The following is a 14,696-nucleotide window of genomic DNA, read 5'->3' as shown; positions in this document are numbered from 1 at the left end:
ATATCTATATAATGTGAAATAACTTCTGAGAAACTAAAAGCTATAAAACTGGTGGCTTACTTATTTTCTTTAGCTTCAACAGATTCATCTTTAGGTTCTTCATCATTCTGGTCCTCATCTTTTTTGGGGAACCAAATTGAAAAAAGAATTGAAAGAGTCAGTATTCCTGCAACTATCATCAGGGCATACTTCATTTCTATTTCAAACCATCCACCAGAATCCCCGACAAGCTTTATGCCTATAAAAACTAAAATCAATGACAGTCCATAATTGATATAATGGAAAAGCTGCATTATTCCTGCAAGGGCGAAGTAGAGGGATCTTAATCCAAGTAATGCAAAAACGTTAGAGGTATAAACAATGAAAGGATCTTTACTTACTGCAAGGATTGCAGGAATTGAATCAACAGCAAATACAACATCAGTTGTTTCTACCACAAGGACTACAATGAATAAAGGAGTTGCAAATAATTGCCCGTTTATTCTCGTAAAGAAATCGCTTCCATGATAATTCTTGGTAACTCTCAAGAATTTGTTAACCAAAAGTATAATAGGATTTTTTTCCGGATTGATCTCTTCATCTTTTTCAAGCGCCATTTTAGCACCTGTAAAAATTAAAAATCCCCCAAGAATGAATCCCATCCAGTGAAACTGATTAATCAGAGAAACTCCGACAACTATAAAAAATGCTCTAAGTACTAGCGCTCCAATGATTCCCCAAAACAAAACTTTTCTCTGATATTCAGACGGAACTCTGAAATAGTTAAATATCAGCATAAATACGAAGAGATTGTCGACACTTAAAGATTCCTCTAGTAAATAGCCAGTGAGAAATTCAAATGCTGCGTTTTTACCTTTCCAGAAATAAACGAATATATTAAATGCAATTGCAAGTCCAATCCAGAATGCAGACCACCACAAAGCAGATTTAACAGTTACAGTCTCAGTTTTTCTATTCAGAACAAAAAGGTCCAGAATCAGAAGGCCCAGTACAAAAACATTAAAGATTATCCAAAAATAAATGTTCTCCATTAAGTCGTTTGGTCAGCAAATACCCTAATAAAATCCAATAAAATTAACCAAAAGAACAGACATTGAAAGTAAAATAATTAAAAATTTTTTCAGACCTGTTCGTTTGCTTTCTTAACTTTTCTTCTTTCTGTAAGGTAGGTTTTTATAACAGGAATCCAAGTGATGACTACGATTCCTCCAATGAATAATTCTAGATGTTCTTTTATTTGAGGAAACATTATACCTAAAAAATAACCTAATAAAAGCATTGAAAAGACCCAAAGTATTCCACCTATAATATTATAGGTGAGAAATTTTTTGAAGTCAAATTTTACAACTCCTGCGAAAATGGGTGCGAAAGTTCTTATAATAGGTAAAAATCTTCCCATTACTAATGCCAATCCTCCATATTTAATAAAGAAGGCTTCGGCAGCCATTACATATTTCTTTTTAAATAGGAGAGTATCTTTTCTGGAAAGTAGTGCTTCTCCCATTTTTTTTCCAAAGGCATATCCTGCCAGATTACCAAGTACTGCAGCTAGTGATATGGTTCCTAAGAGTAGGAGAATAGAGGTGTTCAAAATACCTGTGGCACAGAATATTCCTGTTGTAAAAAGAAGTGTGTCACCTGGTAAAAAAAAACCAAAAAACAACCCGTTTTCTATAAAAACAACTAACAGGATTAAAGTTACACCTCCAAACAGAATCAGTTTCTCGGGATCGATCAATTGCTGAAAGAGGTGTACAATAGAATCCATGTATAAAACTATTTAATTAAACTTCTGTCTTTAGGTTAAAGACTTTATAGCATCAATAAACAGGCCAGGAGTAACTCCAAGTAGAATTATTAAGCAGCCAATTAATACTAATACAGCTTTATTAATAACAGAAAGTTGTATTGATTCTGTTTCAGATTCTCCAGAATACATTGAAATAATAACTCTGAAGTAATAGTAAACGCTTATTAAAGAGCCTAGTACAGCTACAATTACCAATCCTAAATATCCTTGTTGCAGAACCGCTGAGAACAGATAAAATTTAGCAAAGAATCCAATTGCAGGAGGAATACCTGCTAAAGAAAGCATAGAAATTACCATGATTACAGCAAGTAATGGATGAGATTTGCCTAAACCACTGAATGCTTCGAAAGAATCATTGCCTTTTAATTTAACTACATAATGAAGAACCGCAAAAGCACAAAGTGTTGATAGTGCATATGAGGACGTATAAAGTACTAATGCGTCCTGACTTTCGTAGTTTTGAAGAAGTATAGTCATTAACATGTAACCTGCCTGAGCAATACCAGAGTATGCAAGCATCCTTTTTACGCTGATCTGATACACTGCAAGAATATTTCCTGTTAAAATCGTAAAGATAATAATCACAGAAAGCGTAGATCCCCAATGCGGAAGCAGTGGGGTAAATGATGTATTGAATAATCTGTAAAAAGCGGCAAATGCTGCAGTTTTTACAATAGTTGCCATGAAAGCAGTAATAACAAGTGGTGATCCTTCATAAACATCTGGCGTCCAGAAGTGGAATGGAACTGCAGAAACCTTGAATGCAAGACCAATCATCACCATAAATATACCTGTATAAAATAAGATTGATACAGAATCTGAATTATTGGAAGCTATAAGTGCAATTTCGTGGATATTGAATGTTCCAGTTGCACCATATAAAAGAGCAATTCCAAATAATAATATACCTGAAGCAAAAGCACCCATTATAAAGTACTTTAAAGAAGCTTCATTTGAAGACAGTTCATGTTTTCTACTACCAGCCAAGATAAACATTGGAATTGAAAGAATTTCGATTCCAAGGAAAAGCATAGCAAGGTGGGTAAATGATACGAGTACAATTGTTCCGGTTAGAGCAAACATTATCAGTGAGTAATGATCTGCCTGATTGAATTCATTTGAATCATACTGATCTTTTGAGATAAAAAACCAAACAAGAGCCATCAGTATAATTAGCCCGGAAAATACTCCCGCATAATGATCAAATACAACCATATTCGGAAAATACTGATATGCAGAAGTTAGCTCAGACAAGTTTACACAAAATACACCTGTAAGGCCAAGAACTAAAATTGTCCAAAGATATTTTCTGAATCCGAATATCTCGGATAACATTGAAACGATGCCAAGTAATGCTGTTAGAATTAATGTTTTCATCGGTTATTTCAAACTTAAAGATGCCCCTGTTCCTTTGATTAATGCTTTAACTGCTGGTTCCGAAATTTCAAGGAATGTTTCAGGGTAAATCCCCATCCAGAATATTAAAATGATTATTGGTATTAATACCAGTTTTTCGCTTGTAAACAGATCAGCAAATCCTGAAGTTAAGTTGTTGGTTTCTCCCAACATGATCTTCTGGAAGCTTGATAACATATAAACTGCACCCAGAATTACAGAAACTCCGGCCACTGCAGCTATCCACGGATTGTACTGGAATATTCCAACGAATAGAAGGAACTCACCAGGAAAACCTCCTGTAAATGGCAGTGCTATACTGCTGAAAAGCAAAATGATAAACGTAACAGTAAAGAAGGGGGCAACATTTCTTATTCCACCTAAAGAAGATAGTTCAAGCGTTTTGGTTCTGTCAAATAGAACATCAATTACAAAGAACAATCCCACTACATTGATACCGTGAGAAAGCATTTGAATGATACCTCCCTGAAGACTTTCTTCTCCAAGAGTAAATATTCCTGCTGCAATTAAACCAACGTGTGCGATTGAAACATAAGCAATCAGTCTCTTGAAGTCTTTTTGCTTAATTGCTATGATCGAAGCATAGATAATTCCAATCACGCTAAGAATAATCGCCGGCATTCCATATGTGTGAGCTGCTTCTGGTACAAGTGGAAGTATCCATCTTATAACTCCGTAGATACCCATCTTTAGCATGATTCCAGAAAGAAGCATAGTACCCTGAGCAGGTGTTACAGTATAGGTGTCAGGCTGCCAAGTATGAAAAGGGAAGATCGGCATCTTGATAGCAAATGCCAGGAAGAATGCAAAGAACACAAGCGCCTGGTCTGTTGAACTTAATGTGCTTCCAACTGCGTAGAATTGATTAATGTCGAACGAACCGTTTGGGGTCTGAAGATACAGATAAATGATCGCAACAAGCATTAATAGACTGCCTGCTAGAGTATAAACGAAGAACTTGAAAGTGATTTTTTTTCTGTTTTCGCCTCCCCAGATCAATGCGATGAAATAGATTGGAATAAGTGCCAACTCCCAGAACACATAGAACAAAAACGCATCACGGGCAACAAATACTCCTACAAGTGCTGACTGCATGATTAATACAAGTCCATAGAAGTAGTTGCTGTTAGCAAATGTTCTTCTGAAAGAAGAAAGGATAATTAAAGGAATAAGAAAGGTGGTAAGCATTACAAGAAGTATGCTGATTCCATCCATTCCTACACTGAATGAAATTCCCATTGATTTAACCCATGGCACTGAAGTACTATAAGCTAAAGTTTCCTGAGGATTAAATTGTAAGAGTAAAACCAGAGAATAAGCAAATTCAGCTAGTGCAGCTGTAAATGCAAATTGTTTTGCCCTGTTGTCAGGAAGCAGGAATGAAATTAAGCCTGCTACTAACGGAAGAAAAATTAATATACTGGTTTCCATTAAAACTAGATAATCGTGTTAAAGAACAATATTAATATGATGCCAATAACCATAGCAAACATGTAGAAACTGATGCTACCGTTTTGTAGAAATCTTAAGCCGGCGCTTCCTCTATCAATTCCCTTACCCCAGGCATTTACAAAGTTGTCAATAATTTTTATCTCAAACACTTTGTAGAATATATCTCCAAGCCAGTAAAGTGGTTTTACTACCAGGGTTCTGTAGATTTCGTCAATATAGTATTTGTTGTATAGTACTTTGTGAGGAGCGGAAAGATCTGATCCCTCTGGAGATGGAACTGCTTTTTTAGAAATGTAAACTATTGCAGCAATTATAATTACCAATAAAACTGCTCCAACTGAAATTCCCATTAGCATTAATTCTGTCGAATGACTTAATGCGTGTTCCGTATGTTGATTAATCGGAGCTATTACTGGACTTAAGAAAGATTTCAGGAAGTTATGACCTCCAAGAACTTCTGGAACACCTACAAAACCTCCAATTACTGAAAGCACTGCAAGTACCATCAATGGAATAGTCATGATAAGTGGAGATTCATGTAAATGAGATTTCTGGTGGTCTGTTCCTCTGAATGATCCGAAGAAGGTCAAGAAAACCAGACGGAACATATAGAATGTAGTCATCAATGCACCTAAAACTCCAAGCACCCATAGAATAGGGGAGTGTTCGTAAGCATGAGCCAGAATTTCATCTTTAGAGAAGAAACCAGCAAATGGGGGGATACCTGCAATAGCAACTGTTCCTATGATAAACGTAGCGAAGGTAATCGGAAGTTTTTTCCAAAGACCACCCATGCTTCTGATATCTTGTTCGCCACTCATTGCGTGAATTACACTACCAGCACCAAGGAAAAGAAGTGCCTTAAAGAAAGCATGTGTAGCTACGTGGAATATCGCTGTTGAATAGGCTCCCATTCCAAGAGCGAAGAACATATATCCTAACTGACTTACTGTAGAATAAGCAAGTACTTTTTTGATATCGTTTTGAACCAGACCGATTGTTGCTGCAAAAAGAGCAGTTGTAAGTCCGATAATTTCAATTACTTCTAAAGTGAATGGCGCTAAAGAGAAAAGTACATTAGATCTTACAATCATGTAAATACCTGCTGTAACCATGGTTGCTGCGTGAATAAGTGCAGAAACAGGTGTCGGACCTGCCATCGCATCAGGTAGCCAGGTATAAAGTGGAATTTGTGCGCTTTTACCGGTTGCTCCGAGGAATAATAGCAATGTAATTGCTATCAGTACAGGTTGAGCAACACCTGGTTTGAAGATAGTTTGGGCCTGCTCGAAAACAACACTATACTCAAGGCTTCCGAATGTAACGATGATCAAAAGCATTCCTAAAAGGAAGCCAAGGTCACCTATACGGTTCATAATGAATGCTTTTTTCGCAGCGTTGTTATAATCATTGTTTTTAAACCAGAATCCTATTAATAGATAAGAGCAAAGTCCTACACCTTCCCATCCTGCAAATAGAACAAGGAAGTTGGAGCCCATCACAAGGATTAACATGGAGAAAACGAATAGATTCAGGTAAGCGAAGTACCTTGCAAAACCTTCGTCATGAGACATGTATCCGGCAGAATACAAATGAATTAAGAAACCAACTCCTGTGATGATTGTCATCATCGTAACAGAAAGAGGATCTATAAGAAATGAAAGCTTAATATCAAGCGAACCTGCTGAAATCCAGTTGAAATATGTAAGGGTTTCGGATTGAATGCTTCCATTTAATACATTGATCAAAAGGGAAAGCACAATAAGGAAGGATCCAAGGATACTTCCGCAACCAATAATACCTACAAGGGCTTTGTTTAACTTTTTATTAGCTAAACCAATTATCAAAAATCCAATAAGAGGTAAAACAGGTATTAACCAGGCTAATTGTAACATCTTTTATCTATTTATTCTACCACTTTAATTTATTCAGAGAATTTATATCTACCGATCCTGTATTTCTGTATATCATTACAAGGATTGCCAGACCGACCGTAACTTCAGCCGCGGCAACTGCCATGATAAAGAAAACGAATACCTGTCCTGAGGCATCATTATGAAATACAGAAAATGCTACAAGCAAAAGGTTTATAGCATTCAGCATCAGCTCGATGGACATAAAAATGATAATGATATTCCTTCTTACAAGGACACCCATGACGCCTATCGCAAAAAGGATGCTTGCAAGAACAAGGTAGTTATTAACTGTGTTTGATAAAACTTGCATGATCTGCTATTTCAAATATTAATGATCTTTAAGATTCTTTTTTCCTAACATCACAGCTCCGATCATTGCAGAAAGGAATAGTGCGGATGAAACTTCAAATGGAAGCAAATATTCACTGAAAAGGATTTTTCCCAGGTTTTTAACTGAACCCATGTCTGCATTTATTGCTTGACTTGCTTCTGATTGATTAAGGCCTTTTACAGCTCCCAACAATACAATCAGTAATAGTCCTCCGGAAATAGCACCTGCTATTTTAGGTAGCATAGTTTTGCCGGTTTCGCTAGTCTTGTTGAGGTTTAAAAGCATGATTACAAAGAGGAACAATACCATGATTGCTCCTGCATAAACTATGATATGCACAATGAAAAGAAATTGTGCATTCAATAGAACATAATGCCCTGCTATAGAAAAGAAAGTCAATATCAGAAATAATACACTATACACTGGGTTTTTAGAAAATATGACCGCCAATGCAGCACCTATCGATATGATAGACAAAATCAAAAATACCAACTGATCCATTGTTACTTTTTGTAAGGTTTATAAGTTTTAGGATGTGCACTTGTTCCTACTGGTTGAACAAGTTTATCTTTTCCGAAAATAAAGTTCGATCTGTCAAAGTTTGCTGGTGCAAGCTCTTCTGTAAGATATACAGCATCCTTAGGACAAGCTTCTTCACAAAGACCGCAGAAAATACATCTAAGCATATTTATTTCGTATGTCTTGGCATATTTTTCTTCACGATACAGATGTTCCTCACCTTTTTTTCTTTCAGCAGCAACTATAGAAATAGCTTCAGCAGGACATGCTACGGCGCATAGACCACAAGCAGTGCAGTTTTCTCTGCCTTGCTCATCTCTTTTCAGAATGTGTTTGCCTCTGTAAACCTTACTGAACTCTCTTTTTTGTTCAGGATATTGAATGGTTGGTTTTCTTTTAAAGAAGTGCTTGATGGTGATCAACATACCACCAAGTATTGCCGGGAGATACATTTTCTCCGTCAATGTCATTTCTTTCTTAACTACAACCTTTGATCTGTTAGATAAAGAGTGCATAACTGATTTATTTTAATACAACGATTAAAAGACCTGTAATAATTATGTTGATCAATGCCAATGGTATAAGCATTTTCCAGCCCATTCTCATCAATTGATCGTATCTGAATCTCGGAAGTGTCCACCTTACCCACATGAAAAGGAATATGAACATAACTATTTTCGCGAAAAGGAATGTTGTTCCTAGGATTGTTACCAGATTATGAGATAACCCTAACTGATCCATGAACGGGAAGTTATATCCTCCGAAATAAAGCGAGCTCATAATCGCAGAAGATATGAACATATTGGTATACTCAGCGAAAAGGAAGAATCCAAGTTTCATACTGCTATACTCTGTGTGATAACCTCCGACAAGCTCGTTTTCAGATTCCGGAAGGTCAAATGGAGTTCTGTTACACTCAGCAAAGGCACAAATCATAAAGATTAAGAAGCCTAGTGGCTGATAAATGATGTTCCAGGAAGCTCCTGAAATACCAAATATTGAACCATTCTGTTGTTGTACGATTTCGCCAAGACTTAATGTCCCAGTTGTCATTACAAGAGCTATGATAGATAAGCCCATTGCAATCTCATAACTGATCATCTGTGAGCTAGCTCTCAATGCTCCAAGAAGAGAGAATTTGTTGTTCGAAGCCCATCCTCCGATCATGATTCCATAAACTCCAATGGAAACCACTGCAAATACATAAAGGATACCGATGTTAAGGTCAGTGATTTGCAGGCTAATGACTCTGTCAAATAGTTCAAGTGAATTACCCCAAGGAATTACAGCACTTGTCATTAATGCTGTCGTCATTGATACTGATGGACCTAAAATAAATAAGGCCTTATCTGCATGCGCAGGTATAAACTCTTCTTTTAAAAAGAATTTTACTCCGTCCGCAAGAGGTTGAAGAATACCAAAAATTCCGGCTCTGTTGGGGCCTAGTCTGTCCTGAATAAATGCAGCTACTTTTCTTTCAGCATATGTGCTGTATAGCGCAAATAAAAGTGTAATGCCGAAGACGGCTACAATTAATACTATCTTATCTATCAGAAATATTTCCATAACCTATGTTCTTCGGTGCATCTACTTTTATTCCCTGTAAATATTTGTTTTGAGCCTGAACAGAATTTCTCTGAATAGGAGCAGGTCCTTCTACAGTCCAGTCGCTGGCTAATTTTTTATCAAATCTACAATCGTTGCAAATGAAATCTTCTACTTCTCCGTACTGATCTTTTCTTCCTGTTACTCTGAAAACTTCATCACCTTTCATCCAGACGGTGGTCTTTCCACAGCATTTATCGCAATTACGATGAGCGTACATTGGTTTTACAAACCAAACCCTGCTTTTGAAGCGGAAGGTTTTATCTGTAAGAGCTCCAACCGGGCAAACATCGATTACGTTACCTGAAAAATCATTTTCGATTACGTTTTGAATGTAAGTACCGATTTCGGCAGCATCTCCTCTGTTAAGAACACCGTGAACACGCTCATTAGTGATTTGATTAGCAGTGAAGACACATCTGTAGCAAAGAATGCATCTTGTCATGTGCAATTGTATCTTGCTACCGATATCTATTTTATCAAAAGATCTTCTTTCCTCTTCGTATCTGGTCTTCGCAGAACCATGCTCAAATGCAAGATCCTGTAAGTGACATTCACCTGCCTGATCACAAATTGGGCAATCAAGAGGGTGGTTTATTAATAAAAATTCTACTACACCTTTTCTAGCTTCAAGAACTTCAGGAGAAGTGATGTTTTGTACAACCATACCGTCCTGAACAGGAGTGGAGCAAGATGCAACCAGTTTCGGCATTGGTCTTGGATCTTTAGCAGAACCCGCAGATACTTTTACAAGACAAGTTCTGCATTTTCCTCCTGAACCTTTAAGTTTAGAGTAATAACACATGGCAGGAGGTACAAGATCGCCTCCAATTTGTCTGGCAGCATTCAGGATCGTTGTTCCTGGTTCTACCTCTGTTTCAACACCATCTATAGTTACCTTAATCATTGTAATACAGTATTTAATTCTCTTTTATAATCCACACTATGTGCAAATGGACTATGTGCTACTTTTTCAGGAAATTTAACATGGTATTCAAACTCCTCTCTGAAGTGTCTGATGTGACTTGCTACGGGCCATGCTGCAGCGTCTCCAAGTGGGCAAATGGTATTTCCTTCAATTTTTTTAGCAATGTCAACCAAAAGGTCGATATCACTCATTGATCCATGTCCGTGTTCTAACCTATGCAACACTTTTTCCATCCAGCCTGTACCTTCTCTGCATGGGCTGCACTGACCACAAGACTCATGGTGATAAAATCTTGTAAAGTTCCAAAGGTTTCTAACTATACAAGTGGTTTCATCCATCGCGATAAATCCACCTGAACCAAGCATGGAACCGCTTGCAAAACCTCCTTCAGAAAGTGATTCGTAACTCATTAATCTAGCTACACCTTCTTTGGTTTTATAGAACAGTTCTGCTGGTAAAATTGGTACAGAAGAACCACCTGGCACAACAGCTTTAAGTGTATGTCCTGCTCTTATTCCACCACAATACTCGTCAGAATTTAGGAATTCGTCAACTGGAAGCCCCAATTCGATTTCATAAACTCCTGGTTTATTCATATGTCCGCAAGCAGAGATCAGTTTTGTTCCTGTAGATCTGCCCACGCCAATTTTAGCATATTCATCACCACCCATATTAATGATAGGAACAACTGTTGCCAGTGTTTCCACATTGTTTACCACTGTAGGGCAGTTGTATAGTCCTGATATAGCAGGGAAAGGAGGTTTCATTCTCGGATTTCCTCTTTTTCCTTCCAGAGACTCTATCAAAGCAGTTTCTTCACCGCAGATATAAGCACCACCACCTGGCTGTACATAAATTTCAAGATCGTATCCTGAACCAAGGATGTTTTTTCCAAGGAAACCATTGTGTTTAGCTTCTGCAATGGCATTCTCAAGAATATCCACAATCCATCTGTATTCACCGCGGATGTATATATAAGTGGTATTTGAACCTAAGGAATAACTGGAAACAATTAAGCCTTCAATAAGAAGGTGAGGAATGTATTCCATTAAAAATCTATCCTTGAATGTACCTGGCTCGCTTTCGTCAGCATTACACACAAGGTATCTAGGCTTATCAGATTTTCTGTCCAGGAAACTCCATTTCATACCAGTAGGGAAACCGGCGCCACCACGTCCTCTTAGTCCTGATTTCTTCACTTCTTCCATCACGTCGTCAGGAGACATGGTTTTCAGAGCTTTTTCAACTGAACGGTAACCGCCATTTGCTCTGTAAACGTTAAAGGATTTAACTCCCGGAACGTTTATGTTTTCTAATAATAATTTCCTGGCCATTAGATCTCGTATTTATTATCAGGATTAAAATCTTCTTGTCCTAGTCTTGCAATAATTTTGTCCATCTTTTCTTCTGTAAGATGTTCATAATAGAACTTACCGATCTGAGCCATGGGAGCGTATCCGCAAGCGCCAAGACACTCAACAGCTTTCAAAGAGAACTTATTATCAGTAGTTGTTTCACCTACTTTTATACCCAGTTTCTTTTCAGTATATTCTATAATCTGGTCGGCTCTGTTATGCATACAAGGACCTGTTCTGCAGAACTCAATTAGGCATTTGCCTACAGGTTTCAGGTTAAACATTGTGTAGAATGTAGCAACCTCGTAAACCTCGATAGGCTTAATGTTTAGCAGAGTGGCCACATAATCCATTACAGGAACTGAAAGCCATCCGTCAAACTCTCTTTGCGCAAGATGGAGAATAGGAAGTAATGCAGATTTTTGTCTGCTCTCAGGATATCTGGAAATGATCTCCTGAGCCTTTTTCAGCTTTTCTTCTGAAAATTTGATTTCTGATTGTACTGTTCCCATTTTATTTGCTGTAGGCACATAGTTTTTGTCCGAAGGAAAACCGTACAAAAACTTTTTACTCAGTTTATATTAAACTCAAATTTATTAAATCTTATTGAAATTAAGCATCCATTTCACCTGCGATCAGGTTAAGGCTACTCATAGTCATGACAGCATCAGAGATTGTTGCTCCTTTGATCATTTCACCGTAAGCCTGATAGTAAACGAAGCCAGGTCTTCTGAAGTGCAGTCTGTAAGGCATTCTACCTCCGTCGCTGATCAGATAAAATCCAAGCTCTCCGTTTGCACCTTCAATGCTATGATAAATTTCGCCTTTAGGTACTTCAATTTCTCCCATCACTATTTTGAAGTGATAGATTAGTGCTTCCATGTTGGAATATACTTCTTCTTTTGGAGGAAGATAGATATCAGGAACTTCTGCATGATAAGGGCCTGCAGGTAGTTTCTCCAGTGCCTGACGAATGATGCTTAGGCTTTGCCAAACTTCTTCGCTTCTTACCATAAAACGGTCGTAAGTATCACCGTTTGTTCCAATTGGTATTTCAAAGTCAAAATCCTGATACGAAGAGTATGGGTTCATTACTCTCACGTCATAATCAACGCCGGCAGCTCTCAAATTAGGGCCTGTAAATCCGTAATTTAATGCTCTTTCGGCAGAAATAGCTCCCACACCGATGGTTCTGTCCATGAAAATTCTGTTACGATTGAACAGACTTTCCATTTCTTTCCATACTATTGGGAATTCATCAAGTAAGGTTTTTATTTTAGCAAAGGCAGCAGGAGTGAAATCTCTTTCCAAACCTCCGATACGACCAATGTTTGTAGTAAGTCTAGCTCCACAGATCTCTTCAAAAATCTCGTATATTTTCTCCCTTTGTTGCATTACATAAAGGAAGCCTGAATAAGCACCGGAGTCCACTCCAAGAATACTGTTGCAGATCAGGTGATCAGCTATTCTTGAAAGCTCCATGATGATTACTCTTAGGTATTCAACTCTTTTCGGTACTTCAACACCAATTAATTTCTCAACAGTCATATGCCAGCCCATATTGTTGATAGGAGCAGAGCAATAGTTAAGACGATCGGTGAGGGGAGTAATCTGATAGAAGGGTCTTCTTTCAGCCAGTTTTTCGAAAGCACGGTGGATGTAACCAATTGTAGATTCAGAATCAACAATTTTTTCTCCATCCATCTTAAGAATATTCTGAAATACACCGTGAGTTGCGGGGTGAGTAGGCCCAAGATTCAGTGTAGTCAGTTCACTCTGGTCGGTAACTTGAGTATTAGTGTTGTTAGGTTGTGTAAGCATAACTGTTATCTGCCAAACAAGGAATCGTCTTTATCCGTTCTCGTTGAATCTTCTAATGCATATTCTTTTCTCAAAGGGAAATAGCCAAGATCATCAACATTTAAAATTCTTTTCAGATTTGGATGTCCTTTAAACTGGATACCAAAAAAGTCATAAGTTTCTCTTTCCATCCAGTTTGCACCTGAAAAAACCGGAGTTGCAGAATCAATTACAGGATCATTTTTTGGAAAAAATGCCTTTAATCTGATTCTTATATTTTTAGGTAAGTTATGCAAATGATAAACAGCCCCTAGAACTTCTTCCGGTGCTGTGAAATGAACTCCTGTAATATCGGTTAGAAACTGGAATTCAAGTTCCTGATCGTTGTATAGAAATCTCAAAATGTCGAGAAGGGATTCTCGCTTAATTGTAAAGGTAAGTAAATTGTATGGTTCTTCTACCTTAAGGATGGCGTCGCCGAACTTCTCAGTAAGTTTTTCCTGTATCCTCTGGTGGGTTAGTTCTTCCATTATTCTATTCCGTAAGAAGCCAGTAATTGTTTGTATTCAGGAGTATTTCTTCTGTTGAGTGGTTCATTTTCCACCAACTCCTGTATTTTCATAAGTCCGTCAAGTATCTGTTCTGGTCTTGGAGGGCATCCTGGAACATAAACGTCAACCGGGATAATTTTATCTATTCCTTGCAGTACACTGTAAGTATCAAATATTCCACCGCTTGAAGCACATGCCCCAACAGCCATTACCCATTTCGGTTCCGCCATTTGTTCATATACCTGGCGTACGATAGGTCCCATTTTTTTAGCGATTGTACCCATCACCATCAGAAGATCTGCCTGTCTTGGAGAAAAGCTAGGTCTTTCAGCTCCGAATCTTGCAATGTCGTAGTGAGAGCCCATAGTAGCCATAAATTCAATACCGCAACAAGAAGTTGCAAATGGTAAAGGCCATACAGAATGCTTTCTGGCAAGGCCAACAGCTTTGTCTAAGCTTGTAGCAAAGAAGCCTGGTCCGTCAAAACCGGCAGGTGGATGAACTATATTTGCCATAATTTAGAATGATTCTAATGTTGATAATTTAATCCCATTCAAGGGCACCTTTCTTTATTATATAGACGAAGCCTATAATAAATGCACCCATGAAAAGTAACATTTCAAGAAATCCGTCGATTCCCTCTTTTGCAAATTCTTTAAAATTTACAGCCCAAGGGTAGAAGAAGATTACTTCAACATCGAACAGAACGAAGAGTGTAGCAACCAGAAAATATTTGATAGAGAATTGCATTCTGGCGTTGCCGACAGAGTCAATTCCACTCTCAAATGTTTCGGTTTTATGTTTGGTAGTTATTTTGGGACCAAGAATGTAGCTGGCTAGAAGACTGACGCTGACGAACCCAGCGGCTACCAGAAATTGAATTGCAATTGGGAAATAAGGACTGGATAATATTTCTTCCTTCATACTTCTTTTTTAATTGGTTTTAATTTCATTTTGTCGAATGAAATTGTAATTCTTAAAGGACAGATTGTAACTAGTAACGAGATTTTGTT

General features: G+C 37.7%; 16 protein-coding genes. All 16 read right to left on the bottom strand.

What is annotated here, in order from left to right:
• Window positions 1-56: 56 nt before the first annotated feature.
• The gene (locus tag K350_RS0124585) at window positions 57-1,031 is read right to left on the bottom strand and encodes a TerC family protein (protein ID WP_028982180.1); all 975 of its coding nucleotides are present in this window, start codon (window positions 1,029-1,031) and stop codon (window positions 57-59) included.
• Window positions 1,032-1,120: 89 nt separating this feature from the next.
• A complete protein-coding gene (locus tag K350_RS0124580; RefSeq protein WP_028982179.1) occupies window positions 1,121-1,768 on the bottom strand; it encodes a DedA family protein in 648 nt (215 codons plus the stop codon).
• Between the two features lie 30 nt (window positions 1,769-1,798).
• Entirely contained in the window at window positions 1,799-3,187 is a 1,389-nt protein-coding gene (locus tag K350_RS0124575) for an NADH-quinone oxidoreductase subunit N (RefSeq protein ID WP_028982178.1), read from the bottom strand.
• A gap of 3 nt (window positions 3,188-3,190) precedes the next feature.
• Complete coding sequence (locus K350_RS0124570) at window positions 3,191-4,657, bottom strand: complex I subunit 4 family protein (RefSeq protein WP_028982177.1); 1,467 nt, start codon at window positions 4,655-4,657, stop codon at window positions 3,191-3,193.
• 5 nt (window positions 4,658-4,662) lie between these two features.
• Window positions 4,663-6,573: an NADH-quinone oxidoreductase subunit L gene (gene nuoL, locus K350_RS0124565; RefSeq protein WP_028982176.1), complete on the bottom strand. Its 1,911-nt coding sequence runs from the start codon at window positions 6,571-6,573 to the stop codon at window positions 4,663-4,665.
• Window positions 6,574-6,589: 16 nt separating this feature from the next.
• Window positions 6,590-6,904, bottom strand: a complete 315-nt coding sequence (gene nuoK / locus K350_RS0124560; protein ID WP_028982175.1) for an NADH-quinone oxidoreductase subunit NuoK — start codon at window positions 6,902-6,904, stop codon at window positions 6,590-6,592.
• Between the two features lie 18 nt (window positions 6,905-6,922).
• On the bottom strand, window positions 6,923-7,426 hold the full coding sequence (locus K350_RS0124555) for an NADH-quinone oxidoreductase subunit J family protein (protein ID WP_028982174.1): 504 nt from the start codon (window positions 7,424-7,426) through the stop codon (window positions 6,923-6,925).
• Window positions 7,427-7,428: 2 nt separating this feature from the next.
• Window positions 7,429-7,959 carry a NuoI/complex I 23 kDa subunit family protein gene (locus K350_RS0124550; protein WP_028982173.1) on the bottom strand — a complete coding sequence of 177 codons (531 nt, stop codon included), beginning with the start codon at window positions 7,957-7,959 and terminating at the stop codon, window positions 7,429-7,431.
• Window positions 7,960-7,966: 7 nt separating this feature from the next.
• Window positions 7,967-9,010, bottom strand: a complete 1,044-nt coding sequence (gene nuoH / locus K350_RS0124545; RefSeq protein WP_028982172.1) for an NADH-quinone oxidoreductase subunit NuoH — start codon at window positions 9,008-9,010, stop codon at window positions 7,967-7,969.
• Entirely contained in the window at window positions 8,988-9,956 is a 969-nt protein-coding gene (locus K350_RS0124540) for an NADH-quinone oxidoreductase subunit G (protein ID WP_028982171.1), read from the bottom strand. The genes nuoH and K350_RS0124540 overlap by 23 nt, the downstream gene beginning before the upstream one ends.
• The gene (gene nuoF / locus K350_RS0124535) at window positions 9,953-11,311 is read right to left on the bottom strand and encodes an NADH-quinone oxidoreductase subunit NuoF (protein ID WP_028982170.1); all 1,359 of its coding nucleotides are present in this window, start codon (window positions 11,309-11,311) and stop codon (window positions 9,953-9,955) included. Before nuoF ends, K350_RS0124540 begins: the two co-directional genes overlap by 4 nt.
• A complete protein-coding gene (nuoE, locus tag K350_RS0124530; RefSeq protein ID WP_028982169.1) occupies window positions 11,311-11,844 on the bottom strand; it encodes an NADH-quinone oxidoreductase subunit NuoE in 534 nt (177 codons plus the stop codon). Before nuoE ends, nuoF begins: the two co-directional genes overlap by 1 nt.
• 100 nt (window positions 11,845-11,944) lie before the next feature.
• Window positions 11,945-13,153 carry an NADH dehydrogenase (quinone) subunit D gene (nuoD, locus tag K350_RS0124525; protein WP_051313646.1) on the bottom strand — a complete coding sequence of 403 codons (1,209 nt, stop codon included), beginning with the start codon at window positions 13,151-13,153 and terminating at the stop codon, window positions 11,945-11,947.
• A 5-nt stretch (window positions 13,154-13,158) separates the two neighbouring features.
• Entirely contained in the window at window positions 13,159-13,662 is a 504-nt protein-coding gene (locus K350_RS0124520) for an NADH-quinone oxidoreductase subunit C (protein WP_028982167.1), read from the bottom strand.
• Window positions 13,662-14,198: an NADH-quinone oxidoreductase subunit B gene (locus tag K350_RS0124515; RefSeq protein ID WP_028982166.1), complete on the bottom strand. Its 537-nt coding sequence runs from the start codon at window positions 14,196-14,198 to the stop codon at window positions 13,662-13,664. The genes K350_RS0124520 and K350_RS0124515 overlap by 1 nt, the downstream gene beginning before the upstream one ends.
• A gap of 28 nt (window positions 14,199-14,226) precedes the next feature.
• Window positions 14,227-14,607 (bottom strand): NADH-quinone oxidoreductase subunit A, encoded by a 381-nt coding sequence (locus tag K350_RS0124510; protein WP_028982165.1) that lies wholly within the window; start codon window positions 14,605-14,607, stop codon window positions 14,227-14,229.
• Between the last annotated feature and the right edge of the window lie 89 nt (window positions 14,608-14,696).

It is taken from the genome of Sporocytophaga myxococcoides DSM 11118 (assembly GCF_000426725.1).
Taxonomy (GTDB): domain Bacteria; phylum Bacteroidota; class Bacteroidia; order Cytophagales; family Cytophagaceae; genus Sporocytophaga; species Sporocytophaga myxococcoides.
The sequence above is the reverse complement of the archived record's forward strand: the minus strand, read 5'-3'. Positions and strand labels throughout refer to the sequence as shown.

Coding starts and splice junctions, on each gene's coding strand:
- nuoE (WP_028982169.1), bottom strand. CDS start 11,844: ATGGGAACAGTACAATCAGAAATCAAATTTTCAGAAGAAAAGCTGAAA.
- nuoF (WP_028982170.1), bottom strand. CDS start 11,311: ATGGCCAGGAAATTATTATTAGAAAACATAAACGTTCCGGGAGTTAAA.
- K350_RS0124550 (WP_028982173.1), bottom strand. CDS start 7,959: ATGCACTCTTTATCTAACAGATCAAAGGTTGTAGTTAAGAAAGAAATG.
- nuoK (WP_028982175.1), bottom strand. CDS start 6,904: ATGCAAGTTTTATCAAACACAGTTAATAACTACCTTGTTCTTGCAAGC.
- nuoD (WP_051313646.1), bottom strand. CDS start 13,153: ATGCTTACACAACCTAACAACACTAATACTCAAGTTACCGACCAGAGT.
- K350_RS0124520 (WP_028982167.1), bottom strand. CDS start 13,662: ATGGAAGAACTAACCCACCAGAGGATACAGGAAAAACTTACTGAGAAG.
- K350_RS0124515 (WP_028982166.1), bottom strand. CDS start 14,198: ATGGCAAATATAGTTCATCCACCTGCCGGTTTTGACGGACCAGGCTTC.
- K350_RS0124580 (WP_028982179.1), bottom strand. CDS start 1,768: ATGGATTCTATTGTACACCTCTTTCAGCAATTGATCGATCCCGAGAAA.
- K350_RS0124570 (WP_028982177.1), bottom strand. CDS start 4,657: ATGGAAACCAGTATATTAATTTTTCTTCCGTTAGTAGCAGGCTTAATT.
- K350_RS0124540 (WP_028982171.1), bottom strand. CDS start 9,956: ATGATTAAGGTAACTATAGATGGTGTTGAAACAGAGGTAGAACCAGGA.
- K350_RS0124510 (WP_028982165.1), bottom strand. CDS start 14,607: ATGAAGGAAGAAATATTATCCAGTCCTTATTTCCCAATTGCAATTCAA.
- nuoL (WP_028982176.1), bottom strand. CDS start 6,573: ATGTTACAATTAGCCTGGTTAATACCTGTTTTACCTCTTATTGGATTT.
- K350_RS0124575 (WP_028982178.1), bottom strand. CDS start 3,187: ATGAAAACATTAATTCTAACAGCATTACTTGGCATCGTTTCAATGTTA.
- nuoH (WP_028982172.1), bottom strand. CDS start 9,010: ATGGAAATATTTCTGATAGATAAGATAGTATTAATTGTAGCCGTCTTC.
- K350_RS0124555 (WP_028982174.1), bottom strand. CDS start 7,426: ATGGATCAGTTGGTATTTTTGATTTTGTCTATCATATCGATAGGTGCT.
- K350_RS0124585 (WP_028982180.1), bottom strand. CDS start 1,031: ATGGAGAACATTTATTTTTGGATAATCTTTAATGTTTTTGTACTGGGC.